The organism is Uliginosibacterium sediminicola (assembly GCF_039631295.1).
GTDB classification, from domain to species: Bacteria; Pseudomonadota; Gammaproteobacteria; order Burkholderiales; family Rhodocyclaceae; genus Viridibacterium; species Viridibacterium sediminicola.
Genome location: NZ_JBDIVE010000001.1, coordinates 247,064 through 270,608 on the forward strand (window position 1 = coordinate 247,064; position 23,545 = coordinate 270,608).

Here is a 23,545-nt window from a genome sequence, read left to right on the forward strand (position 1 = left end):
CTTTACGCGCTAAGCTGCCGACTCTCAAGCCGTCACTCCGGACAGGACCGCGCCGTGCAGCAACTCATCACGCTCTTCAATCAACACGGCCCGCTGCTGGTCTTCCTGCAGGTGCTGGTGACGCAGCTCGGCGCACCGGTGCCCGCCGTGCCGACGCTAATGGTAGCCGGTGCGCTGGCGGTGGACGGGCATTTATCAGCGCTGTCGGCACTCATCCTCGCCGTACTCGGCTCGGGCATCGCCAACTTCATCTGGTATCTGGCTGGCCGACGTTATGGCATGCGCATTCTCGGACTGATGTGCCGGATCAGCATCTCGCCCGACGCCTGCGTGCGCCGCACCGAAAATGTGTTCACGCGCTGGGGTGCGTGGTCGCTGCTGGTGTCGCGCTTCGTGCCAGGCCTGTCGATGCTCTCCTCGCCGCTGGCTGGCGCCACCGGCCTGGCGGCCTGGCGCTTCATCCTGTTCGACGGGCTGGGCACTGCGCTGTGGGCCAGCGCCGCGATTGGCGGCGGCATGCTGCTGCATCATCAGGTCGAGGTGTTTCTCAAGGCACTGGCTAGCATTGGCAGCATCGCCGTGCTGGTCATCCTGGGACTGCTGGCGCTGTACATTGCCTGGCGCTGGATCGAACGCCAGCAACTGCTGCGCTTCGTGCGCAAGCATCGTATCGATGCCGAGGAGCTGTATGAGCTGATCAGCACCGACAATGCCCCCATCATTGTCGATGTACGCTCACAGACGCTACGCGCGGAAGACTCACGCCGCATCCCCGGCGCACTGGAGGCCGAACTGGCCGATGTGCGCGCGCTGCTGGGACATCTGCCACGCGAGCAGGAGATCGTCTTCTACTGCAACTGCCCCAACGAAGCCTCCGCCGCCCATGCCGCACGCCAGCTGCGCGCCCTGGGCTTCAAACGCGTACGCCCGCTCAGCGGCGGGCTGGATGCGTGGCTGAACTGGACCGCACTCACAGCGGAAGAGCCTTAGGCGTCGTCGCCTCCAACTCGCGCAAAGCCGCCTTGCAATAGTCGATAAACATGCGCAGCTTGGCTGGCATTTGCGCGCGGTTGGGGTAGTACAGACTGAAGCCGCCAAAACGTATCCAGTGATCGGCCAGCACAGGCACAAGGCGCCCGGCAGCCAGATCATCCGCAACCAACCGCTGGAAGGTATAGACAATGCCAATACCATCCAGCGCGGCCTCGCGCAGACTGCGGCTGTCACTAAGCGTGAGTGGCCCATCCACCTCAACCTCGACGATCTGCCCTTCGCGCATCAATTCCCAGCGATAGACGCTACCGCTGCCACGGAAACGAAAACGGACACAGGCGTGCTCGCTCAGTGACTCGATTGTCGCTGGCACGCCCCTGCGTTTTACGTAGTCGGGCGAAGCGACAACGCAGGACTGTTCGCTGCGCGTGAGCACCGCCGCGACCATGTCGCGCTGCACCGACTCGCCCAGGCGGATGCCTGCATCAAAGCCCTGCTCGATGATGTCGACAAAGCCATCTTCAAGCTGCACCTCGACGCGCATGCCCGGCTGCTCAGCGAGAAAACCCGCTACCACACGGCGCAGGAAGATCTCCCACACGACGTTCGGCGCATTGATGCGCAAGAGCCCCGTCGGGCCGGCACGATAGACATCGAGTACCTGCGCAGCTTCTGTCAGCTCGCCAAGTGCTGGCGCCACTCGCCCGTAAAAGCAAGTGCCCGCCTCAGTCAGCGAAACGCTGCGCGTGCTGCGATTGAAGAGCCTGACACCAAGCCGGTCTTCCAGCTGTTTGACGGCCTGGCTCACGGCCGATGGCGTGACCTCAAGCTGCGCCGCCGCTGCTGTAAAGCCGCGCTTCTGCGCCACGGTGACAAAGGCCAGCACGCCATCGAGCTGATTGAGTTTCATTTGTAAGCCCTGCTTAACACCTTGCAAACATTATGGCCATTTATCACATAAACCTACAGGACTAATCTGCAGCGACCGCAACACAAACCCTGCACAAAAAGGAAGCTGCCATGCCACACACTCAAACCCCCACACAGCCCATCTCCCAGTACTTCACCCTCGGCCGCAGCGGCCTGCGCGTCTCGCGCCTGTCGCTGGGCGTCATGACCTTCGGCACCGAATGGGGCTGGGGTTCGGACAAGGCGTCGGCACAGGCGATCTTCGATCAATACGTGGACGCTGGCGGCAATTTCCTCGACACCGCCGACGTCTACACCAATGGCACCAGCGAGACCTGGCTGGGCGAATTCGTCCGCGCGCGCAATCTGCGCGACCACCTGGTACTGGCCTCCAAGTTCACTTTCAACCTTGGCGAGCGCAACGCCAACATGGGCGGCAACGGGCGCAAGAACATCCTGCGTGCGGTGGAGGGTTCGCTCAAGCGCCTCGGCACCGACTATCTCGACATGCTCTACCTGCACGCCTGGGATCAGATCACGCCCACCGAGGAAGTGATGCGCACGCTGGACGATCTGGTGCGCGCCGGCAAACTGCGCCACATCGGCCTCTCCGACGTGCCCGCCTGGTACGCGGCACGCGCGCAAACCCTCGCAGAGTGGCGCGGCTTCGAGCCGGTGTCGGCACTGCAACTGCAGTACTCGCTGGTTGAGCGGAATATCGAACACGAATTCACGCGCATGGGCACCGAGCTGGGCATGGGCATCGTCGCCTGGAGTCCGCTGGCCAGCGGCCTGCTGTCGGGCAAGTACAAGCCGAACGAGAAGCACGAAGGCCGACTGGCGATCATGCAGGGGAGCAGCAACCCTGCCTTCCAGTACATGACGGAGCGCAACTGGGGCATCCTTGCCGAGCTGGAGAAGGTCGCCAATGAGATCGCGCGGCCGATGAACCAGGTCGCGCTCAACTGGGTCGCCAACCGCCCCGGTGTTGCCAGTGTCATAGCCGGTGCGAGTACGCCGGCACAGCTGGCCAGCAATCTCGCGGCGCTGGATTTCGCGATACCCGCCGAACTGGTGGCCCGCCTCGACGCGGTCAGTACGCCCGTCACGCCCTTCCCGTATTACTTCTTCACGAATGCAATGCAGGGCATGTTCTACGGCGGCGCAACCGTTGGCGACAAGCCGGCAGGCTATCGCGCCCCGGTATTGGTCAGCGGCAACGGTGCGGGCGTGGCGTAAATCAACCTGCCAAGCGAGTAGCTGTCACCCAAAGCGGGCGCACTGGTGCAAACTAAGCCGGTGTTGCCCGCAATTTACTCGCTATGGAGTCCTTCGCCATGACCCTGCCTGAGCAAACGAGCCGCCTTGAACGTGACTCTTTCGGCCAGATTGCCGTGCCCGCCGACGCCTTGTGGGGCGCGCAGACACAGCGCTCGCTCGAACACTTTCACATCTCGACCGAGCGCATGCCGGATGACCTGGTGGCGGCACTGGTGCGCGTCAAGCGCGCCTGTGCGCAGGTCAACGCCGAACTGGGGTTGTTGGCCCCACCGGTGGCAGATGCCATCGTGCAGGCCGCGGACGAAGTGCTGGGCGGCGCACATGCCGACGCCTTCCCACTATCGGTGTGGCAGACGGGCTCGGGCACGCAGACCAATATGAATGCCAACGAGGTATTGGCCAATCGTGCCTCCGAATTGCTGGGTGGTGTGCGTGGCGCAGAGCGCAGCGTGCATCCGAATGATCAGGTCAATCTCGGACAATCGTCGAACGACATCTTCCCGACCGCGATGCATGTGGCGGCGGTCAGCGGCTTGATCGGTTCGCTGCTGCCCGCTCTGGCGCAGCTGCGCGCCACGCTCGCCGGCAAGTCCAGCGCGTTTGCCGACATCGTGAAGATCGGCCGCACGCATTTGCAGGACGCCACACCGCTCACACTCGGGCAGGAAATTTCCGGCTGGGTGGCGCAGCTCGATCACGCTGAGCAAGCCATCATCGCCACGCTGGAGCCGCTGCTGGAACTGGCCGTCGGTGGCACTGCGGTCGGCACCGGGCTCAACACGCATGCGGAGTTTGGCGCTGGCGTTGCCGCGCGACTGGCAGCCGACACCGGCCTGCCGTTTCGCTGCGCCAAGAATCGCTTTGCCGCGCTGGCCGCGCATGACGCGATGGTCAGCGGGCATGGCGCACTGAAGACCCTCGCGGTGGCGCTGATGAAGATCGCCAACGATGTGCGCTGGCTCGCATCCGGTCCGCGCAGCGGGCTCGGTGAACTACGCATCCCGGAAAACGAGCCGGGCAGCTCGATCATGCCGGGCAAGGTCAACCCGACGCAGTGCGAGGCGCTGACCATGGTCTGCTGCCAGGTGCTGGGCAACGACGTGGCGCTGAGCGTGGGCGGCGCGATGGGCAACTTCGAGCTCAATGTGTTCAAGCCGCTGATCGCCCACAACTTCCTGCAGAGCCTGCGTTTATTGGCTGACGCCATGCGCAGCTTCGACGCGCATTGCGCGCGCGGCATCGAACCGGACCGCACACGCATCGCCAGCTTGCTGGACAACTCACTGATGCTGGTGACGGCGCTCAACCCGCACATCGGCTACGACCGCGCCGCCGCCATCGCCAAGCATGCCCATCACGAAGGCTTGTCGCTGCGCGCCGCCGCGCTGGCGCTGGGTTACGTGACGGGCGAACAGTTCGATGCCTGGGTGCGGGCGCAAGACATGGTGTGAGGCCGGCACCTACTCCGGCTGTGACGGCGCAGCGCCCAGGGTCTCGATCAGATAATCGATGAACAAGCGGATGCGTGTCGGCACCGTGCGGCTCGACGGCCGCACCACGTGCAGGCCGAATGGCGGCGGTGCCCAGGGCTGCAGCACTTCGCGCAAGCGCCCATCAGCCAGCGCTGCATCGACGATGAAATCCGGCAGCAGGATGATGCCCAGGCCCTGAATCGCGCACTGCAGCAGCGCTTCAGCATTATTGGCCGCAAACGGGCCGCTGATGGGCAGCGCGTCCGCAGCCAGGCCGAACACGGTAGCCCAGTCTTCGCGCGCACCACGCGGGCTGTATTGCAGGCATTGATGCCGCGACAGTTCTTCCGGCGCCAGCGGCACTCCCATGCGTTCGAGGTAGGCCGGCGCGGCGCAGAAACGACGCGGCACATCGGCAATGCGGCGCGCAATGAGGCTGGAATCCGACAAGGTGCCGATGCGCACCGCCAGATCGATGCCTTCGGCGACCAGATCGGTGGCGCGGTCTTCGAGCAAGAGCTGGATTTTCAGCTCCGGGTAGCGCTGCAGAAAGCCGGGCAAGAGCGGCGTGAGGCGCTGCACGCCGAAGCTCATCGGCGCCGCGATGCGCATCTGCCCGGACACATTGGCGCGGTTTGCGCGCACGCGCTCTTCCGCCTCTTCCAGCATCTGGAAGATATCCAGCACATCACGATAGAACTGCTGCCCTGCCTCGGTCAGATCAAGGCGCCGCGTGGTGCGACGGAACAGCTGGATACCCAGCTCCTGCTCCAGACCGGAAACGCGACGACTGATAGCCGCCGTACTGGCATCGAGCAATTCTGCCGCTTTGCCAAAGCCGCCGGACTCCACAACCTGAACAAAGCTTTTAAGCGCGAGAAAGTCATATTTTTGCATACGCCGTAAATATATTTTGTTTTAAGGCTTATTTGTTGCGCTGATGTAAATCTTTAATCTGGCTTCACCCGATCAACTTCTGCTGCAAACACAGCGGGATGAGAACAGTGAGCCGGAACGGCGGGACCGGCTGACACCTTGAATGAGCCGCCACCTGACAGAGGAATCCATCATGAACATCAAGCAAATCCTGAAGTTTGTTGTCCCCGCCATCGTCGCCATCTCGGGCCTGGGCAGTGCGCAGGCTGCGGAGCCTTCGCCCCGCTTGCTGACGCCGGGCAATCACACCCTGCTGCTGATCGACCATCAACCGCAAATGGCCTTTGCGACGCGCTCCATCGATATCGCCGAGCTGCGCAACAACGTCACCGGCCTGGCCAAGGCAGCCAAGATTTTCAAGGTGCCGACCATCCTCACCACGGTTGCCGCGCAATCCTTCAGCGGCCCGATCTTCCCCGAACTGCAAGCGGTCGTGCCCGAGCAGAAGCCGATTGACCGCACCACCATGAACACCTGGGAAGACCAGCGCGTTGTCGATGAAGTGAAGAAGTTTGGCCGCAAGAAAATCGTCATGGCGGCTTTGTGGACCGAAGTCTGCCTCGTTGAACCGGCGCTCTCTGCCATCGACCAGGGCTATGACGTATACATCGTTACGGATGCATCGGGCGGCGTCAGCAAGGAAGCACATGACATGGCCGTGCAACGCCTGATCCAGGCCGGTGCACACCCGATCACCTGGTTGCAATACATGCTTGAACTGCAACGCGACTGGGCACGTGGCGAGACCTATCAAGCCGTGACCGATGTGGCCAGCCAGCACGCCGGCGGCTATGGTCTTGGCATCATCTACGCCAAGGACATGTTCCACGCCAAGGAAGGCAAGTAAGCGAACACGCTGACCGACAACAAGGCGCCCTGCGGGGCGCCTTTTCACTGGAGCCTCCGATCATGCAGAAAATCATTCGCAACAGCCTGCTGCTCATCGCACTCTTGGGCAGCAATGTCTTCGCGCAAAGTGCGCCAGCCCAGGCATCCGAAGGCAAGGCGCTGTATGAGCGCATCTGCGCCGCCTGCCACGCACCGAGCAATGTCATGGTCAGCTCGCCCAAAGCGGGTGACAAGGCCGCATGGGCACGACGCCTGCAAAAGGGACTTGAACAAACCACCGCCAACGCCGTGAGCGGGATTGGCGCCATGCCGGCACGGGGGGCCTGTACGTCCTGCTCGCCAGCGCAGCTGCGCGAAGCCATCCGCTTCATGGCCGGGCTGGAGACCACCTCGGGCGCGGAGCAAAGCCCGCCATAAGGCCACCGCATAGTGACATCGAAAACTTCGAATGGCATTTGCGGCGGTGCACGGCAATACTGCAGTCATAGGCTTTCGACCCGAAGGCCACGCAACAAGGAGCATGCCATGAGCATCCAGAAAATCCCCGTTATCAATACCCTCAAGAACATTGCCATTGCGACCACGGCAGTCACTGTCGCGATGTCCCCGGCCCTGCTGCAAGCCTACATGTTCACGCACTAAGCTTGCGCCAGCGCTGCACACTGTGCAGCGCTGCGGCGTGCTATCTTGCTTTGCCTCCGGCTGTGCATAGGCACACGGAGTTTGATGACAAGGAGCACGCCGCGTGAGCGCCGCAATTTCCCGCCAGGACCAGTTGCTGAGCCATCTGTTCGAACTGGCGACATCCACTTCCCCGCTGCCCTGCGTGTGTCTGCGTGCGACGCACTCACATGCCATCAAAGCTTTCGAGCTCAGCGCGCCGATACTTGCCTTGCCGCTACGCGGTTACAAGCGTGCGCTGGATACAGACGGCTGGATCAGCATCAAGCCCGGCGAGATCTTCCTTGCCAGCGGGCCTCGCAGCGTCGATATCGAACACATTCCGGACAGCCAGAGCGGTGAATACATTGCGCTGAGCATCGCGCTCGACAAAACAGTGCTCGATGCGGCGCGCAGCCTAATCGCAGAACCGCCACGCTACGCGCGCGGACAAATCGCGTCTATTCCAATTGCCGAACTGTGTGCGCCCTTGCTCGACTGGTGCACAGCCCTGCTCCAAGGCGAGACCATGATGGCCTGTCACGCCATGCAAGGCGTTGTGATGCGCCTCTACGCGATGGGTTACACGAGTCTGCTGAGCGAACCTCCGCCAACCCTGGCGATGCGCATCCGCAATATGGTTGCCGAGAATCCGGCGCGCGCCTGGAACTCTAGCGATATCGAAAACGCGCTAGGCATGAGTGGAGCAAGCCTGCGGCGCCATCTGGCGGCCGAAGGCGAGAGCCTGCGCGAGATCATCGCCGACACCCGCCTGGCGCAGGCCTTGCAGCTGATCTACGCGACGCGCCTGCCGATCAAGAGCATTGCCCAGCGCGTCGGCTACGCCTCGGTATCAAGCTTCAGCAAGCGCTTTGCGGCACGCTACGGCATCGAACCCTCACGCATCGGCAATCAGTGAATGCGCTGATCATTTGACGTGCCGTTCTGAGCGTTTCGCGGCGTGCTGAGCGCGTAAGCTAGGTCCATGGCAATTCCCGCCGTGACACGGAGACCGACACATGAAATTCCCCATCCTTTCGCGCAGCCTGATCGGCCTGGCCCTGCTGGGCGGCCTGCTCGGCACCAGCCTGCTGACGAACACGGCGAGCGCCGCCGCACCGGCGCAGGTCAAAACCCAGGTGCCCGGTTACTACCGCTACGCACTGGGCAATCTGGAAATCACCGCGCTCTACGACGGCTACGTCGATCTCGACAGCAAGCTGCTCAAGGGCTTGCGTGCCGCCGAGGTGCAAACCCTGCTGGCACGCATGTTCGTGGCCGACATCAAGGGCGTACAAACGGCGGTGAATGCCTATCTGGTGAATACCGGCGAGCACCTCGTGCTGGTCGATGCCGGCGCAGCGAGCTGCTTCGGCCCAAGCCTGGGTAAGGTGCTCGACAATGTGCGCGCAGCAGGCTACAGCCCGGAGGCTGTCGATACCGTGCTGCTGACCCACATGCATCCGGACCACATCTGCGGCCTGCTGAGCGCTGAAGGCAAGATGGCCTTCCCGAAAGCAACGGTCTGGGCTGCGCAGGAAGATGCCGACTTCTGGCTCAGCGACAAGATTGCCGCAGCGGCGCCCGCCGGCAACCAGCCCTTCTTCAAGATGGCTCGCGATGCCGTGGCGCCCTACCAGGCCGCCGGGCAGTTCCGCAGCTTCAAGAAGGGTGAAGCCCTGATGCCCGGAATCAGTGCAGTGGCGAGCCCCGGCCACACGCCTGGCCACACCTCCTACCTGCTCGGCACGCCGTCCAAGGGGCTGTTGATCTGGGGTGACATCGTGCACAACCACGCCGTGCAGTTCGCCCACCCTGAGGTGTCGATCGAATTCGACACCGATCAGAAGCAGGCCATTGCCAGCCGCAAGGCGCTCTTCGAACAGGCCGCGAAAGCCGGCTGGGCCATTGCTGGCGCGCATCTGCCCTTCCCCGGCCTGGGCCATGTGCGCAAGGATGCCAAGGGCTACGCCTGGGTGCCGGTGGAGTTCAGCCCCTTGCGCAGTGATCGCTGAGGCGCGCACCAGGACACATCAAGCTACACGGCAAACCCGGCTCCGGCCGGGTTTGCACTTTTCTGGACAAGGCAAGCAACTATTCGGTGCATTGGTCGTGAAATTATTGGCAGAGTCTTTGCGATAAGTGCACCCCGTTCGATTGTGAGGCCTAGTCATCTGCCGTAGAGTCGGTCCCGTATCGCGAAAGGCGATGCGACTTGCCAGGTGCGAACATACGTGCCGTCGCAGGTGTAGCAGGACCAAACTATAAAAGGAGACAACATGGCTTTCACTCTGAAGGCGACGGCTGCCGTCGTCGCAACGCTTTGCGCATCCACCGTTTTTGCCGGCACCGGCGGTTTCTCGACCGCCACGGGTGGCGGTAGCGCAGCATCGATCACCATCAGCAACTACGCCGACCTGGTCACCAAGCTGACGGCGATGCAAAAAGCCAAGTCGACGACACCGACAGTCATCATCTACACCGGCAACGAAGATTCGCTGATCAAGGCTGCCCAGGCCAATGTCTGCGGCCAGTATGGCAAGGCGTCGCGCACCATCGACATCAAGCGCATCTCGAACCTCACCCTGCAAGGTGCCAACGGTTCCTCGGCGAACTTCGGCTTCAACATGGTCAGTTCCTCGAACATCATCATCCGCAACATGACCCTGGGCATGATGCCCGGCGGCCTGAGCTCGGATGGCATCACGGTCGACTCCTCGACCAATGTGTGGCTCGACCACAACACCATCTTCACGCGTAACTACAAGTGTCCGAACGCACCGGGCGATGGCCACGACGGCACCTTCGACGGCGCGCTGGACGTCAAGAAGACCTCCGACAACGTCACCATCTCGTACAACTACATCCACGACCACCACAAGGTGATGCTGGACGGTTACACGACCAATGACGTCGCGCGCAATGTGACCTATCACCACAACTACTTCGACAATGTTGGCGCCCGCCTGCCGCTGCAGCGCAATGGCTTCATCCACGCCTACAACAATCTGTACAGCCGCGTCGGTTACGAAGACACCAATGCCAGCTCGACCAGCCCCGGCACCGCGCTGAGCGCAACCGATCCGGGCTCGGGCATCAATGTTCGTCAAGGCGGCAAAGCGCTGATCGAAAACAACTGGTTTGAAAATGCAGCCAACCCGGTGACCTGCCGTTTCGACAGCAGCAACTGTGGTACCTGGGCGCTGCGCGGCAACAACATCACCAGCGCTGCGGACTTCAGCAAGTACAACATCGTCTGGTCTGACGGCGGTACAGGTTCGGTGGATGCCAAGACCTGGGCCTCGACGGCCACCATCTCTTCGCCGTCCTATATGTCTTCCTCGACCGCTCCGGTGACGGCGCAGTGCGTGAAGAACAAGCTGCCCAGCTACGCTGGCGCCGGCAAGGGCATGGCTGAACTGACCGCTGCCAAGTGCTGATTCCGGCACGCATTCGCGCCGGCTAGCCAGCGCGAAGCCCTGATGCAATCCCCGCTCTTCACGGAGCGGGGATTTTTTTCGTCCCTTGTTTGGGCCTCATAGTAATTGCCAATACGAAGCATGTGGCCAATCAATTGGCCCTATCAGGCAGAAGCCCGTACGATTCACTCACTCCCTCAACCACACCTCTCCAGGAGACGTGAAATGTCCATCATCAACACCCAAGTCCAGCCCTTCAAGACCCAAGCCTTCCACAACGGCAAGTTCATCGAAGTGACCGAGGAAAGCCTGAAGGGCAAGTGGTCGGTGCTGATCTTCATGCCGGCTGCCTTCACCTTCAACTGCCCGACCGAAGTGGAAGACGCTGCCGACAACTACGCCGAATTCCAGAAGCTGGGCACCGAGGTGTACATCGTCACCACCGACACCCACTTCTCGCACAAGGTCTGGCACGAAACCTCGCCGGCCGTGGGCAAGGCTCAGTTCCCGCTGGTGGGCGATCCGACCCACACCCTGACCAACGCGTTCGGCGTGCATATCCCCGAAGCTGGCCTGGCCCTGCGCGGCACCTTCGTGATCAATCCGGAAGGCGTGATCAAGACGGCTGAAGTGCACGACAACGCCATCGCCCGCGACGTCAAGGAAACCCTGCGCAAGCTCAAGGCTGCCCAGTACGTGGCCGCTCACCCGGGTGAAGTCTGCCCGGCCAAGTGGAACGATGGCGCCAAGACCATTGCTCCGTCGCTGGACCTGGTCGGCAAGATCTAAGTCCGCGCCATAAACCTACTGCGCGGGCGGATCTCGAAACTCCGGTGCTCAACGTACTCGCGTACGTATCCGCTCCTCGTTTCGACCTCCACCCGCTCGCTACGGTTTCTGGCACAGCCTGCCCCCGAAGAATCAGAGTGTGAATTCGAAACTTCGGGGTCTCGCTGAAAGCACCCGACTACGGATGTTTTCAACGTGACCTCATCACGATTGGTAGAACAGAAAGGAAGCACCATGCTGGACGAAGGACTCAAGCAACAACTCGCAGGCTATCTTCAACGCGTGACGCAACCCTTCGAGATCGTCGCCTCGCTGGACGATTCGGCGGCTGCGCGCGAAATGCACGAACTGCTGACCGAGATTGCCGCCATGAGCGACAAGATCGCGCTGCGCAGCGATGGCCAGGATGCGCGTCGTCCTTCCTTCTCCCTGCAGCGCGTCGGCAGCACCAGCAGCTTGCGCTTTGCGGCGATCCCGCTCGGCCACGAATTCACCTCGCTGGTGCTGGCCCTGTTGTGGACCGGCGGCCATCCGCCCAAGGTCGAGCAATCGGTGATCGAGCAGATCCAGGCCCTCGACGGCGATTTCAATTTCGAAGTCTACATGTCGCTGACCTGCCACAACTGTCCCGACGTGGTGCAGGCGCTGAGCCTGATGGCGATCTTCAACCCGAAGATCAAGACCACGGTCATCGACGGCGGCCTCTATCAGGACGAAGTGAAGGCGCGCGACATCATGGCGGTGCCCAGCGTCTATCTGAACGGTACGCACTACAACTCCGGCCGCATCACGGTCGAAGAACTGGTGGCCAAGCTCGATACCGGCGCAGCTGCACGTGACGCCGCCCAGCTCACAGCGCGCGAAGCTTATGACGTGCTGATTGTCGGCGGCGGCCCGGCCGGCGCAGCCGCAGCGGTGTATGCCGCCCGCAAGGGCATCCGCACCGGCGTTGCCGCCGAGCGCTTTGGCGGTCAGGTGAATGACACCCTGGCGATCGAGAACTTCGTCTCGGTGATGGAAACCGAGGGGCCGAAGTTCGCTGCAGCACTGGAGTCCCACGTCCGCGCTTACGACGTCGATATCATGAACCTGCAGCGCGCCAAAAAGCTGGTGCCGGCCAGCGAACCGGGCGGCCTGGTCAGCATCGAGCTGGAAAACGGTGGCGTGCTCAAGAGCCGCAGCGTGATCCTCTCCACCGGCGCACGCTGGAGAAACGTCAACGTGCCCGGCGAGCAGGAATACAAGAACAAGGGCGTTGCCTACTGCCCGCACTGTGACGGCCCGCTGTTCAAGGGCAAGCGCGTGGCGGTGATTGGCGGCGGCAACTCCGGCGTCGAAGCAGCCATCGACCTGGCCGGCATCGTCAAGCATGTGTCCCTGCTCGAATTCGGTGAGCAGCTGCGTGCCGACGCCGTGCTGGTTGCCAAGCTCAAGAGCCTGCCCAATGTGACGATCTACACCATGGCGCAGACTACCGAGCTGACCGGCGACGGCAACAAGCTCAATGGCATCCGCTTTACCGACCGCACGACGAACGAGTCGAAGCATGTCGAGCTGGAAGGCGTGTTCGTGCAGATCGGCCTGGTGCCCAACACCGAGTGGATCAAGGGCACGGTCGAGCTCTCCAAGCACGGCGAGATCGTCGTCGATGCCAAGGGCCAGACCAACCTGCCCGGCGTGTTCGCCGCCGGTGACGTGACGACCGTGCCGTACAAGCAGATCATCATCGCCACCGGTGAAGGCGCCAAGGCAGCGCTGTCCGCCTTCGACTACCTGATTCGTACCCCCGCCCCCGCAGCAGAGAGAAGCGCCGCGACAGCCTGATCGTCGCAGGCCACACAAAACGCAAGGCCGGGTTCGCCCGGCCTTGTTACATCCAGCGCCCGCAAAACAAGCAGGGATGCCGCCCCAGCAAACGTGCCGATTCTTGCTAACGGCCCGTTCGATGCTGCTGCTAGATTTCACACCGCTCTTGCATTCCTTTTCGAATAACAGAACAGGTGATCTGAATGTCGCGCAGAAACTTCATCCGCATGCTGGGCATCGGCGGTGCCGCCAGCCTGGCCCCGCTCGCCCCCGCACTCGCTGCTAGCAGCAAGACCGCCAAGCCGACTACGGCGATTGTCGACGCAGGCCGCTGGCAGGCCGACATCCTGCAGCGGATCGAGGGCATCATCCGCGGTGCCGGCAACACCAGCCGCAGCTATTCCGCGCAGCGCAAGCCCTACGTGGTGTTCGACTGGGACAACACCTCGATCATGAACGATACCGAAGAGGCCTTGTTCATGTACCAGATCAACAATCTGGCCTTTGCCATGCCGCCGGCCGATTTCGCTGCCGCCATCACGCGCGGTGTGCCGGCCGGCAACTTCCTGCCCGCCTACAACAATGCGGCAGGCCAGAGCGTCTCGCTGGCGGCTATCAGCGAAGACTTGCTCGCCGATTACACCTGGCTGTGGCAGAACTATCGCGGCATGCAGGGCAAGCTGGCGCTGGAAGAAGTCCAGAGCAACGAGGTGTTCATCGACTTTCGCGCCAAGCTCTACTACCTGTATGAAGCGATCAATGACAGCTACGGCCCGGATGTCGGCTATCCCTGGGTGATCTATCTGTTCAGCGGTTTGAGTGTCAGCCAGGTTTCGCGCCTGGCGGAAGATTCGAATGACAATGGTCTGGGCGACGCACTGCGCAAGGTGAAATACAGCAGTCCGGCAAGCCGCCCGGGCAAAGCTGGCGTGGTGTCGGTATCGCACAGCCACGGTCTGCGCCTGACGCCGGAGATCGCGCAACTGATGCACGCCCTGCGCGCGCACGGCATCGATGTCTATGTCAGCACGGCCTCGCTGGAAGACGTGGTGCGCGTATTCGCCAGCCATCCGAAATATGGCTATGCGCTGCCGCCAGAGAATGTCATCGGCCTGCGTCTGGAGATGGACGGCCAGACCTATCGCGCCGAGTACCGCAAGGACTGGCCGCTCAACTGGGGGCCGGGCAAGACTGTGGTGATCCGCCGCGAACTGGCCAGCAAGAAGGGCTATGGACCGCTGATGGTGTTTGGCGACAGCGATGGCGACTACGACATGCTGCGCGATTTCCCGGACACGGCGCTGGGGCTGATCGTCAATCGCCTCAAGAAGGGCAAGATCGGCAGCCTCTGCAAGCTGGCGACCGAGCAAGCCACGCGCAGCGACGCACGCTTCATGCTGCAAGGACGGGACGAACGCACCGGCCAGTGGCTGCCGGAATCCGGCGTACGCAAGATCGGCAGCAGCGAAACCAAGCTGCTCGCCTGAACCTGGGAGTGGCCGCGCCCGGCGCGGCCGATACGATGCACGCTTTAACTGGCCGCCTTGCGCGGCCAGTGTGCTTCACAGCACAGCGAGCACCGGTGCGTGACTGTCCAGCGCCATCATCACGCTCAGCGCGGTGATGGTGACAATCGAAAACACGAAGACCTGACGCGCCCAGACGATGTCATTGGTCGCCGCCTTGTAGCCACCCAGAGCCATCTTCAGCCACCACACACTGGTTGCGCAGGCCACCGCAAGGTAGCCGTAGCCGGTGTAACCGCCCACCACCAGCAGCATCGTCGCCATCGCAAACGCCAGGATGTAGAGCACGATCTGCCGCTTGGCCGCCGACACGCCGCGCACCACCGGCAACACCGGAATATTGGCGCGCTCGTAATCCTCGAACCGGAAGATGGCGATGGCGTAGGAGTGCGGCATCTGCCACAGACAGAACATCAGCAGCAGGATCGCTGCGCCGCTGTCGAAGCGGCCACTGGCCGCCACGTAGCCCGCCACCGGCGGCACCGCACCGGAGAGACTGCCCACCAGGGTACCGTACACCGAATTGCGCTTCATGTAGAGGCTGTACACCCCGACATAGATGATGAAACCGAACAGCACGCAGGCCGTCGTCAGCAGATTGGTGAAGGCGAGCAGGCAGGCAAAGCCGAGCAGGCCGAGCACCACGCCATGTGCCATCGCCGCCCGCACCGACATCGCGCCGGTGACGAGCACACGCTTGCGTGTGCGCGACATGCGCGAATCGATGTCACGGTCGATGCAGTTGTTGATGGCGCAGCCGGAAGCCACCACCAGGGACAGACCGAGCATGGTCGCGCACAGCAGCGCCCAGTCCGGCTTGCCCTGGCTGGCCAGCAGAAAGCCCCCCACCGTCGCGATGAGGTTGCCGAAGATGATGCCCGGCTTGGTGACGAGCAAATAACGCTTGAGCTTCAAGTCGGCTCCGCTCAACGCATCATCAACGCGTCAGCGGTGGTGATGATCCAGATCGACAGGCCGATCAGCAGCACGATGACCAGCGCCGTGAACAGGAAGGAGAACACATTGAGCTTGCCCTCCTCGGTGAAGTTCAGGTGCAGGAAGTACTTCAGGTGCACCACGATCTGCACGATCGCCAGGGTAAAGATGCCAATCAACGTGAACTGCTTGCTGAAGCTGCCGCTCATCACCAGCCAGAAAGGAATCGCGGTGAGGATCACCGACAGCACGAAACCAATCACGTAACTCTTGACGCTGCCGTGATCGGCGGCGTGTTCATGTGCCTGACTCATCACATGACTCCTTTCAGATACACAACCGTAAAGACGCAGATCCAGACGATGTCGAGGAAGTGCCAGAACAGCGACAGGCAGTTGAGGCGCACCATCGTGCGCGAGCCCAGGCCGCTGCGGAAGACTTCGAGCATCATGATCGCCATCCACACCAGACCCGCCGTCACGTGCAAGCCGTGCAGACCGACCAGGCCGAAGAAGGCCGACAGGAAAGCGCTGGTTTGCGGACCGTAACCCTCTTCAATCAGGTGGTGGAATTCATTCACCTCCATCACGATGAAGGCCGCGCCGAACAGGAAGGTCACCGCCAGCCAGCCCAGCACCGCCGACTTGTTGCCCTTGTTGCCGGCGATCAAGGCGAAGCCGTAAGTGATGGACGACAGCAGCAGTGCCGCAGTTTCCACCGCCACATAGGGCAGCTCGAAGATCTCGTGGCCGGCCGGGCCGGTGGCGATGTTGCGATACAGCACCGCATAGCCCGCGAACGCAGTCGCGAACAGGATGCAGTCGGTCATCAGATAGAGCCAGAAGCCCAGGATGGTCTGCTTGTCGGCGTCATGATGAGCATGCTCATCATAGGCGCCGTGTGCGTGTTCAACAGTAGTACTCATTTGGCGTGCATTCCTCAGGCGGCAACCGCACGTGCGCGCTGCTCGGCGGCGGCACGTTCAGTCGCTTCGATTTCGGCGGGCTGGATGTAGAAGTCGCGGTCATTGTCGTAAGCACGCGCGAGCATGCTGCCGATGATGCCGACCAGACCCAGGATGGCCATCCACCAGATGTGCCAGATCAGCGCAAAACCGAGAATCCCGGTAAAGCCACCGATGTACAGACCCGCTGCCGTGTTCTTGGGCATGTGGATCGGCTCGTACTTGGCCGGCGCTGCGTAGGCGACACCCTTTTCCTTCATGTCGGTGAAGGCGTCGATGTCATGCACCTGCGGCAGCACGGCGAAGTTGTACGAAGGCGGCGGCGAGGAGGTCGACCATTCCAGCGTATGACCATTCCAGGGGTCGCCACTCAGATCGGCGTTCTTCTTGCGCTCGATCAGGCTCACCGCCAGTTGCAGCAGCTGGCAGGCGATACCGCAGGCGATCAGCAGTGCGCCGAACAGTGCGATGTAGAGCCAGATATCCCAGGCCGGATTGTTGGTGTGGTTCAGGCGGCGCGTCATGCCCAGGAAGCCCAGCACGTAAAGCGGCATGAAGGCGAAGAAGAAGCCGACCTGCCAGAACCAGAACGCCGCCTTGCCCAGCTTCGGGTTGAGCTTGAAGCCGAAGACTTTCGGGAACCAGAAGGCAAAGCCCGCCAGGTAGCCGAACACCGCACCACCGATGATGGTGTTGTGGAAGTGGGCGATCAGGAACAGGCTGTTGTGCAGCACGAAGTCAGCGCCCGGCACGGCCATCAGCACGCCGGTCATGCCACCGATCGAGAAGGTGACCATGAAACCCAGCGTCCACAAAATCGGCGGTTCGAAACGCAGGCGACCGCGATAGATGGTGAACAGCCAGTTGAAGAGCTTCACCCCGGTTGGTACCGAGATCACCATGGTCGCGATGCCGAAGAAGGCGTTGACGTTGGCGCCGGAACCCATGGTGAAGAAGTGGTGCAGCCAGACCATGAAGCCCAGCACCGAGATCACGCCGCTGGCGACGATCATCGAGGTATGGCCGAACAGGCGCTTGCCGGTGAAGGTCGAGACGACTTCCGAGAAGATGCCGAAGGCTGGCAGCACAAGGATGTACACCTCAGGGTGACCCCAGGCCCAGAACAGGTTGAGGTACATCATGGCGTTACCGCCGGCTTCCGCAGTGAAGAAGTGGAAGTCCATGTAGCGGTCCAGGCTCAGCATGGCCAGTGCGCCAGTGAGAATCGGGAACGAGGCGACAATCAGCACATTGGCCCAGGTACAGGTCCAGGTGAAGATCGGCATCTGCATCAGCTTCATGCCCGGTGCGCGCATCTTGAGCACCGTGACGAGGAAGTTCACCGCCGTTAATGTGGTCCCTATCCCGGATATCTGCAGCGCCCAGGTGTAGTAATCGACCCCCACGTCAGGGCTGAACTGCAGGCCGGCCAGCGGCGGGTAAGCGACCCAGCCGGTGCGTGCGAAGTTACCGACACCCAGCGACAGATTCACCAGCGCCGCCGCCGCTACCAGCAGGTAGAAGGACAGCGAATTGAGGAATGGGAAGGCCACATCGCGGGCGCCGATCTGCAGCGGCACGACGATGTTCATCAGCCCGGTCATGAACGGCATGGCCATGAAGATGATCATGATCACACCGTGCGCGGTGAAGATCTGGTCGTAGTGCGAGGGCGGGAAGACGCCAGCCCCGCCATCAGTGGCCATGGCCAGCTGGGCACGCATCATCAGTGCATCGGCAAAGCCGCGCAGCAACATGACCAGGGCGACGATGATGTACATCACGCCGATCTTCTTGTGGTCGACCGTGGTCAGCCATTCACGCCACAGGTAGCCCCATTTGCCGAACTTGGTGATCAGCGCGATGATGACCAGGCCCACCAGGCCAGCGCCACCCAGAGCGCCCATCACGATGGGTTCGTGGAAGGGAATGGCGTCGAGAGTCAGTTTTCCTAACAACATCTATCAGTGCTCCTTGACGGCTGCGACCGGCTGCGTCTGACACAGGATCTTGGTCAGTTCAGCCAGTTTGATTTCTTCATCTGTCGCGGCGAGAGACGTGCGACCGGCCATGTACTTGTGCAGCACGGCGTCAAACAGGCGCGGCTCGCCAACGCTGTAGTAGATCGGCGGATTGTTCTCGCTCGGCGCTGCCAGAGCCAGATAAGCATCCGCATCAAGCGTGTTACCGCTGGCACGCGCCTTCTTCACCCAGGCATCGAATTCCGCCTCGGTGGGTGTCGCAATCGCCTGGAACTTCATGCCCGAGAAACCCGCGCCGCTGTAATTGGCGGAAATACCGTTGTAGCTGCCCGCCTCGTTGGCAATCAGGTGCAGCTTGGTCTCCATGCCGGCCATGGCGTAGATCTGGCCGCCCAGCTGGGGAATGAAGAAGGAGTTCATCGCCACATCAGAGGTGATGCGGAAGTTCACCGGCGTGTCCTTGGGGAAGGCCAGCTCGTTGACGGTGGCGATACCCAGATCGGGATAGATGAACAGCCATTTCCAGTTGAGCGCGACCACCTGCACCTTGATCGGCGGTTTGTCGGAATCGAGCGGGCGATAGGGATCGAGCTTGTGAGTAGTCTTCCAGGTCACCACAGCCAGACAGCAGACGATGATGATCGGCACGATCCACACCACCGCCTCGATCTTGTTCGAGTGCGACCATTTGGGCTGGTACTCGGCAGCCGTGTTGCTCGCGCGGTATTTCCAGGCGAACACCAGGGTCATCACGATCACGGGGATCACGACCAGCAGCATCAGTAGCGTGGCAGTGATGATCAGGGACTTTTCTTCGGCAGCCACCTGCCCCTTGGGATCAAGGATTCCTCCCTGACACCCCGCAAGCAGCAAGGCCAACGGCGCAAGTCCCCACAACAGGCGGGCAGATCTAGGGTTTTTCATCATACGACATCACTTGTTTAGAATTCGTTGAGCCGCGAACGCATGAAAGAAGGGACCGCGAACGGTCCGTCAGCGCCCACAGGCCGCCATATAAGGCGGTGGTAACTTGCCATTACAATCCAGTTTCAAGTCCGCCAGCAAGGATTTTTTGCGCTGCATCAAGTTTTTGAGGCTACGCAACGACATCGACATGCCCCGCATCAAAGGCATAAACAGAATTTTAGTGTAATCGCGCCAAGGACTTGCATCCTCTTTACGGCGCCGTGACAGAAAAAGTTCTGTGTTGCGTTTTTGGCAGTAGGTCATGAGCGCCCAGGAAGCCTGTAACGCAAAGCCTGTGCCATGCGACAAGCTCCCCACCAAGCCACGGAATCCCATTTCTGAGCGCCGCCAAACGGTGTAAATGCGACAAACACAACAGCACTCGCGAACGGGGCGCATGCCTGCCTGAATTCTGATCTGCTGCAAACCCTGCGCCCAAGGAAGCCCACAGACTTTCACCTTTCTTTGCACATCGCAGGTGCAGCAAGACAAATGTAAAGAGTTGGTTTAGGATCCGAACAAAATTAGTTTAAAAACCGCACAACATGCGGAAGACAGCCGTTCAGCCCAACAACCGGGCCACGGGAAATCGTTGTACTCGGAGGAGGCTTCATGAGATTTGCTTTAAACGGCAGAGCCGTCGTCACGGCTTTTTGCAGCGCATTGATGCTGCTGCTCGCCAGTTGCGGCGGCAATAGCAGCGACAGCAGCAGTGGCACGGTCACCAGCTCTACCAACTCATCGGCAGGCAGCACCGGCACTTTGAGTGTCGCTAACAATGTCACCGGCTGGGCCTCCCAGGGCACCAACACAACAGGCGGTGCTGGCGCGACGGCGGCCAATACCTACGTGGTACATAACCGCGCTGAACTCAACGCAGCCCTCCTCAACAAAAACAGCCCGACCTATGCCACCAATCCGACGGCCGCGCTGAGCGAGCCGAAGATCATCTACATCGTCGGCACAATCTGGGGTACCGACCTGGGCAACGGCAAGTTTGCCGACGAGGCCTATTACAAGTCGCTGGACACCAAGGGCACGGGCGCGGCCAACTGGGACTTCAATCTGTACCTGAAATGGGTTGATCCGTCCTACACGCCGACTTCTACCGAAGCAACGGCCATGGCCAAGCTGTCATCGGCACGCACCAGCATACAAAACCTGCAGAAAGCGCAGATCCAGTTCATCGTGCCGTCCAATACGACGATCCTCGGCGTGGGCTCGGATGCCAAACTGATCGACGGCTACTTCTCGATCAATGCGACCAGCAACATCATCATCCGCAATCTTGAATTCCAGGCGCCGCAGGATCTGGGCCCGGCCTACACGAACACCGTCGGCAAGGAAGAATGGAATGCGAAGTTCAAGGCGATCAGCGTCGTCACCGGCAAGCAACTGTGGATCGACCATTGCACCCTGTCGGACGGTAGCCATTTTGATAGCGCCGAAATCCGCACGATCAATGGCGTGACCAAGGAAGTCATGCGCCACGACGGTCTGCTCGACATCGAAGATAGCTCGGACTACATCACGATCTCCTACAACATCTTCAAGAACCACGACAAGACCAATATGGTTGGCGGTTCGGGCGATGGCAATGGTGCCAAGGAGCGTGACTACAACCGCATCACCTTCAGCAACAACATCTGGCAGGACTCCGTACAGCGCGCACCGCGTGCCCGTTTCGGCAAGTTCCACGTGTACAACAACTACTACACGGGCAATACCGACCAGACCAGCTACGGCACCAGCTACTACATCGGCATGGGTGCAGAATCGCGAATCCTGTCCGAGAGCAATGCTTTCGACCTGACCGGTTCGAAAGCCACGGTCAGCCAGGTCATCTCCAACCTCAACGGCTACCAGTTCAAGGACGTCGGCTCCTGGTTCAACGGCGTCGAGGCGTCGGCCGCGCTGGAAGCGGCAGCCAAGGCCGCGCTGGAAGCTCGTCTGACATCTGCACAAGCTGCAGCAAGCAGCAGCAACTTCACCGTGGGCAGCTACACCAACGAACTGGGCTGGACGCCGCCCTACAGCTATACCCGCGCCAGCTCAGCGGCCGAGCTGCGTGCCCACAACCTGGCCAACGCCGGTGCCGGCAAGCTGCCGGTGGCGGTGAGCACGGCTACGCGTCCGCAGCTGAGCGATACCACGGCTGACAATTACACCGTCGCCAAAGCCCTGGCCGGTAGCGATGCCTGGGCTCCGCAATCGGTCAGCGCCGGCCAACCCAATGCCGGCTACATCGACACCACCAGCATCACGCCGACCTATGTCGTCGCCAAGGATGGCACGGGCAGCTACACGACGATCCAGGCCGCACTGAACGCAGCCTCCCTGCTGTCAGCCAGCCGCGTGTACATCCAGGTCAAGGCCGGTACCTACAACGAACAACTGATCGTCAGCAGCAGCACGACGCCGGTCACGCTCTATAGCACGGAGAGTGATGCAAGCAAGGTCGTGGTCAGCACCGCGCTCTACCAGAACAGCCTGGTCGCCGATTACAACGCCTATGTGCCGGCCGGCACCTACACCGGCAACACGGATGCTGCCGCGCTGTACACGCTGTGCACCAAGAAGACCGGAGCTATCGGCAAGGAGTGCTCGGCAGCGATCCGCGTGCGTAACGACGGCTTCAACGCCGTCAACATCACCTTCCAGAATGCATGGGGCGATACCAACTCAGCAGGCAACGACCAGGCACTGGCCGTGATGATCGACAAGGCCGATAAGGTCGTCTTCGACAGCACGCGCCTGATCAGCAACCAGGACACGCTGTACCTGTCCAACAGCGGCAAGCGCGCCTACTTTGCCGGCGGTCTCATTGTCGGTGACGTGGACTTCATCTTCGGCCCGGGTGCAGCGGTGTTTGACGGCGTTGCCGTGCAATACACCGGCGCCCGCAAGCCCAGCGGCGGTTACAACGGCGCGCCTTCGACCCTGGCGACCCAGACCTACGGCCTGCTGTTCAACCGCAGCGTGTTCATCGCCGATGACGCGACGACCAAGGACAGCGTCTTCCTGGCTCGCCAGTGGGACGATGGCACCGGCTCGGTCGGCAAGATGATCGTGCGCAACTCTGTACTCGGCAAGCATATTGCGCTGAGCACCGGCCCCTGGAATGCCACCACGGTCAACAAGGCGGCCGTGGTCTACGGCAGCGGCGGCGAGCAATATCTGGCTGAATACCGCAACTGGGAAATGGCCGACAAGGTCGATGCCGCCAGCAGCAGCTCGGCAGGCAGCGCGACCAGCTCGTCGTCAAGTGCGGCCAGCTCCAGCAGTTCGAGCAGCTCATCGTCCAGTTCCAGCGTTGCACCGATTGCCGGCACCACGGACGTCGTCATCAGCGGAGCCAGCCCGCTGACCAATGCCTACACCACGGGCGGCCTGCCCAGCACCGCCACTACGACCTACACATCGAGCAGCAGCAGCTCAAGCAGCAGTGTGGTTGCCACCCAGGTCTATACACTGGTGGGAGCAGGCAGCCTCAGCGTAGCGAGCAGCAGCTCATCGAGCAGCGCGGCCACCACGGTCTATGGCGACAGCATGGAGTTCGCCTATACGACGGTGACGGGTGACTTCACCATCGTCGCACGCCTGCTGTCGCAGGAGGTGCCGAGCGGATCCAACACCGGCAACGTACGTACCGGTCTGATCATCCGCAACAGCCTAGACAGTGGTGCACGTTATTTCGGCATCCTGATGCGCGGCATCCCGCGCTTGCAATGGGAGCAGCGCAAGAACGACAACGAGAACATCTCGTCCTCCGCACTCAGCCCGAGCTACACCACCTCACTGGCGACACAACCTGTCTGGATTCGTCTGGCACGGGTCGGCCAGGTGATTACCGTGTCCTACTCGGTTGACGGCCTCACCTGGACCGGCACCAAGGCTCAGGACTACACCGCCAGCGGCTATACAGCCTTTGGCAGTACGGTCTATGTCGGCCTGGTTGGCGTATCAGGCAGCGCAACGGTGACCTCGACCAGCACCTTCGACAACGTCAGCATCACCGCCAACTAAGTCCCTCACAAGGACACAAAAGGCCCGCTTC

At 61.5% G+C, this 23,545-nt stretch carries 21 protein-coding genes; 12 read left to right on the forward strand and 9 right to left on the reverse strand.

Features of this window, described 5'->3' with window-relative positions; all coding sequences use genetic code 11:
* Positions 1 to 54: 54 nt before the first annotated feature.
* The gene (locus tag ABDB84_RS01225) at positions 55 to 990 is read left to right on the forward strand and encodes a DedA family protein/thiosulfate sulfurtransferase GlpE (protein WP_345917844.1); all 936 of its coding nucleotides are present in this window, start codon (positions 55 to 57) and stop codon (positions 988 to 990) included.
* Here ABDB84_RS01225 and ABDB84_RS01230 read toward each other — a convergent pair.
* The gene (locus ABDB84_RS01230; RefSeq protein ID WP_345917845.1) at positions 971 to 1,903 is read right to left on the reverse strand and encodes a LysR family transcriptional regulator; all 933 of its coding nucleotides are present in this window, start codon (positions 1,901 to 1,903) and stop codon (positions 971 to 973) included. The two genes, ABDB84_RS01225 and ABDB84_RS01230, sit on opposite strands and share 20 nt — an antisense overlap.
* Positions 1,904 to 2,013: 110 nt before the next feature.
* Here ABDB84_RS01230 and ABDB84_RS01235 point away from each other — a divergent pair, with 110 nt between their 5' ends.
* Both ABDB84_RS01235 and fumC read left to right on the forward strand, forming a co-directional pair.
* A complete protein-coding gene (locus tag ABDB84_RS01235; RefSeq protein WP_345917846.1) occupies positions 2,014 to 3,141 on the forward strand; it encodes an aldo/keto reductase in 1,128 nt (375 codons plus the stop codon).
* 98 nt (positions 3,142 to 3,239) lie between these two features.
* Positions 3,240 to 4,634, forward strand: a complete 1,395-nt coding sequence (fumC, locus tag ABDB84_RS01240) for a class II fumarate hydratase (RefSeq protein WP_345917847.1) — start codon at positions 3,240 to 3,242, stop codon at positions 4,632 to 4,634.
* A gap of 9 nt (positions 4,635 to 4,643) precedes the next feature.
* Here the strand turns inward: fumC and ABDB84_RS01245 are convergent, their stop codons facing one another.
* Positions 4,644 to 5,552 carry a LysR family transcriptional regulator gene (locus ABDB84_RS01245; protein ID WP_345917848.1) on the reverse strand — a complete coding sequence of 303 codons (909 nt, stop codon included), beginning with the start codon at positions 5,550 to 5,552 and terminating at the stop codon, positions 4,644 to 4,646.
* 172 nt (positions 5,553 to 5,724) lie between these two features.
* On the opposite strand from ABDB84_RS01245, the gene ABDB84_RS01250 reads away from it, so the two are divergent.
* The 8 genes from ABDB84_RS01250 (at position 5,725) to ABDB84_RS01285 (ending at position 14,601) form a co-directional block, all read left to right on the forward strand.
* Positions 5,725 to 6,438 carry a hydrolase gene (locus ABDB84_RS01250; protein ID WP_345917849.1) on the forward strand — a complete coding sequence of 238 codons (714 nt, stop codon included), beginning with the start codon at positions 5,725 to 5,727 and terminating at the stop codon, positions 6,436 to 6,438.
* A 62-nt stretch (positions 6,439 to 6,500) separates the two neighbouring features.
* Positions 6,501 to 6,857 (forward strand): c-type cytochrome, encoded by a 357-nt coding sequence (locus tag ABDB84_RS01255; RefSeq protein WP_345917850.1) that lies wholly within the window; start codon positions 6,501 to 6,503, stop codon positions 6,855 to 6,857.
* A 328-nt stretch (positions 6,858 to 7,185) separates the two neighbouring features.
* Entirely contained in the window at positions 7,186 to 8,019 is an 834-nt protein-coding gene (locus ABDB84_RS01260) for a helix-turn-helix transcriptional regulator (protein ID WP_345917851.1), read from the forward strand.
* A 100-nt stretch (positions 8,020 to 8,119) separates the two neighbouring features.
* Positions 8,120 to 9,115 carry an MBL fold metallo-hydrolase gene (locus ABDB84_RS01265; RefSeq protein WP_345917852.1) on the forward strand — a complete coding sequence of 332 codons (996 nt, stop codon included), beginning with the start codon at positions 8,120 to 8,122 and terminating at the stop codon, positions 9,113 to 9,115.
* A 264-nt stretch (positions 9,116 to 9,379) separates the two neighbouring features.
* Positions 9,380 to 10,540 carry a pectate lyase family protein gene (locus ABDB84_RS01270; RefSeq protein ID WP_345917853.1) on the forward strand — a complete coding sequence of 387 codons (1,161 nt, stop codon included), beginning with the start codon at positions 9,380 to 9,382 and terminating at the stop codon, positions 10,538 to 10,540.
* Between the two features lie 204 nt (positions 10,541 to 10,744).
* Complete coding sequence (gene ahpC / locus ABDB84_RS01275) at positions 10,745 to 11,308, forward strand: alkyl hydroperoxide reductase subunit C (RefSeq protein WP_345917854.1); 564 nt, start codon at positions 10,745 to 10,747, stop codon at positions 11,306 to 11,308.
* Positions 11,309 to 11,542: 234 nt separating this feature from the next.
* Positions 11,543 to 13,132, forward strand: coding sequence for an alkyl hydroperoxide reductase subunit F (gene ahpF / locus ABDB84_RS01280; RefSeq protein ID WP_345917855.1), 1,590 nt, complete (start codon positions 11,543 to 11,545; stop codon positions 13,130 to 13,132).
* A gap of 185 nt (positions 13,133 to 13,317) precedes the next feature.
* A complete protein-coding gene (locus ABDB84_RS01285; RefSeq protein ID WP_345917856.1) occupies positions 13,318 to 14,601 on the forward strand; it encodes a haloacid dehalogenase-like hydrolase in 1,284 nt (427 codons plus the stop codon).
* 75 nt (positions 14,602 to 14,676) lie between these two features.
* Here ABDB84_RS01285 and cyoE read toward each other — a convergent pair whose 3' ends face one another.
* The 7 genes from cyoE to ABDB84_RS01320 all read right to left on the reverse strand — a co-directional run bounded on the left by cyoE (position 14,677) and on the right by ABDB84_RS01320 (position 20,267).
* Positions 14,677 to 15,555 (reverse strand): heme o synthase, encoded by an 879-nt coding sequence (gene cyoE, locus ABDB84_RS01290; RefSeq protein WP_345917857.1) that lies wholly within the window; start codon positions 15,553 to 15,555, stop codon positions 14,677 to 14,679.
* Between the two features lie 11 nt (positions 15,556 to 15,566).
* Positions 15,567 to 15,890 carry a cytochrome o ubiquinol oxidase subunit IV gene (gene cyoD, locus ABDB84_RS01295; protein WP_345917858.1) on the reverse strand — a complete coding sequence of 108 codons (324 nt, stop codon included), beginning with the start codon at positions 15,888 to 15,890 and terminating at the stop codon, positions 15,567 to 15,569.
* A complete protein-coding gene (gene cyoC / locus ABDB84_RS01300) occupies positions 15,890 to 16,501 on the reverse strand; it encodes a cytochrome o ubiquinol oxidase subunit III (protein ID WP_345917859.1) in 612 nt (203 codons plus the stop codon). The genes cyoD and cyoC overlap by 1 nt, the downstream gene beginning before the upstream one ends.
* A 14-nt stretch (positions 16,502 to 16,515) precedes the next feature.
* Entirely contained in the window at positions 16,516 to 18,501 is a 1,986-nt protein-coding gene (gene cyoB / locus ABDB84_RS01305; RefSeq protein ID WP_345917860.1) for a cytochrome o ubiquinol oxidase subunit I, read from the reverse strand.
* A gap of 3 nt (positions 18,502 to 18,504) precedes the next feature.
* A complete protein-coding gene (cyoA, locus tag ABDB84_RS01310; RefSeq protein ID WP_345917861.1) occupies positions 18,505 to 19,449 on the reverse strand; it encodes a ubiquinol oxidase subunit II in 945 nt (314 codons plus the stop codon).
* A 66-nt stretch (positions 19,450 to 19,515) separates the two neighbouring features.
* Complete coding sequence (locus ABDB84_RS01315) at positions 19,516 to 19,824, reverse strand: hypothetical protein (RefSeq protein WP_345917862.1); 309 nt, start codon at positions 19,822 to 19,824, stop codon at positions 19,516 to 19,518.
* A gap of 188 nt (positions 19,825 to 20,012) precedes the next feature.
* Positions 20,013 to 20,267, reverse strand: coding sequence for a hypothetical protein (locus ABDB84_RS01320; RefSeq protein WP_345917863.1), 255 nt, complete (start codon positions 20,265 to 20,267; stop codon positions 20,013 to 20,015).
* On the opposite strand from ABDB84_RS01320, the gene ABDB84_RS01325 reads away from it, so the two are divergent.
* A complete protein-coding gene (locus ABDB84_RS01325; protein ID WP_345917864.1) occupies positions 20,251 to 23,514 on the forward strand; it encodes a pectinesterase family protein in 3,264 nt (1,087 codons plus the stop codon). The genes ABDB84_RS01320 and ABDB84_RS01325 overlap by 17 nt on opposite strands.
* Positions 23,515 to 23,545 lie beyond the last annotated feature (31 nt).

Excerpts from the sequence above, each read along its gene's own strand:
- ABDB84_RS01230 (WP_345917845.1), bottom strand. The coding sequence starts at position 1,903 with ATGAAACTCAATCAGCTCGATGGCGTGCTGGCCTTTGTCACCGTGGCG.
- ABDB84_RS01235 (WP_345917846.1), top strand. The coding sequence starts at position 2,014 with ATGCCACACACTCAAACCCCCACACAGCCCATCTCCCAGTACTTCACC.
- fumC (WP_345917847.1), top strand. The coding sequence starts at position 3,240 with ATGACCCTGCCTGAGCAAACGAGCCGCCTTGAACGTGACTCTTTCGGC.
- ABDB84_RS01245 (WP_345917848.1), bottom strand. The coding sequence starts at position 5,552 with ATGCAAAAATATGACTTTCTCGCGCTTAAAAGCTTTGTTCAGGTTGTG.
- ABDB84_RS01250 (WP_345917849.1), top strand. The coding sequence starts at position 5,725 with ATGAACATCAAGCAAATCCTGAAGTTTGTTGTCCCCGCCATCGTCGCC.
- ABDB84_RS01255 (WP_345917850.1), top strand. The coding sequence starts at position 6,501 with ATGCAGAAAATCATTCGCAACAGCCTGCTGCTCATCGCACTCTTGGGC.
- ABDB84_RS01265 (WP_345917852.1), top strand. The coding sequence starts at position 8,120 with ATGAAATTCCCCATCCTTTCGCGCAGCCTGATCGGCCTGGCCCTGCTG.
- ABDB84_RS01270 (WP_345917853.1), top strand. The coding sequence starts at position 9,380 with ATGGCTTTCACTCTGAAGGCGACGGCTGCCGTCGTCGCAACGCTTTGC.
- ahpC (WP_345917854.1), top strand. The coding sequence starts at position 10,745 with ATGTCCATCATCAACACCCAAGTCCAGCCCTTCAAGACCCAAGCCTTC.
- ahpF (WP_345917855.1), top strand. The coding sequence starts at position 11,543 with ATGCTGGACGAAGGACTCAAGCAACAACTCGCAGGCTATCTTCAACGC.
- ABDB84_RS01285 (WP_345917856.1), top strand. The coding sequence starts at position 13,318 with ATGTCGCGCAGAAACTTCATCCGCATGCTGGGCATCGGCGGTGCCGCC.
- cyoD (WP_345917858.1), bottom strand. The coding sequence starts at position 15,890 with ATGAGTCAGGCACATGAACACGCCGCCGATCACGGCAGCGTCAAGAGT.
- cyoC (WP_345917859.1), bottom strand. The coding sequence starts at position 16,501 with ATGAGTACTACTGTTGAACACGCACACGGCGCCTATGATGAGCATGCT.
- cyoB (WP_345917860.1), bottom strand. The coding sequence starts at position 18,501 with ATGTTGTTAGGAAAACTGACTCTCGACGCCATTCCCTTCCACGAACCC.
- cyoA (WP_345917861.1), bottom strand. The coding sequence starts at position 19,449 with ATGATGAAAAACCCTAGATCTGCCCGCCTGTTGTGGGGACTTGCGCCG.
- ABDB84_RS01315 (WP_345917862.1), bottom strand. The coding sequence starts at position 19,824 with ATGGGATTCCGTGGCTTGGTGGGGAGCTTGTCGCATGGCACAGGCTTT.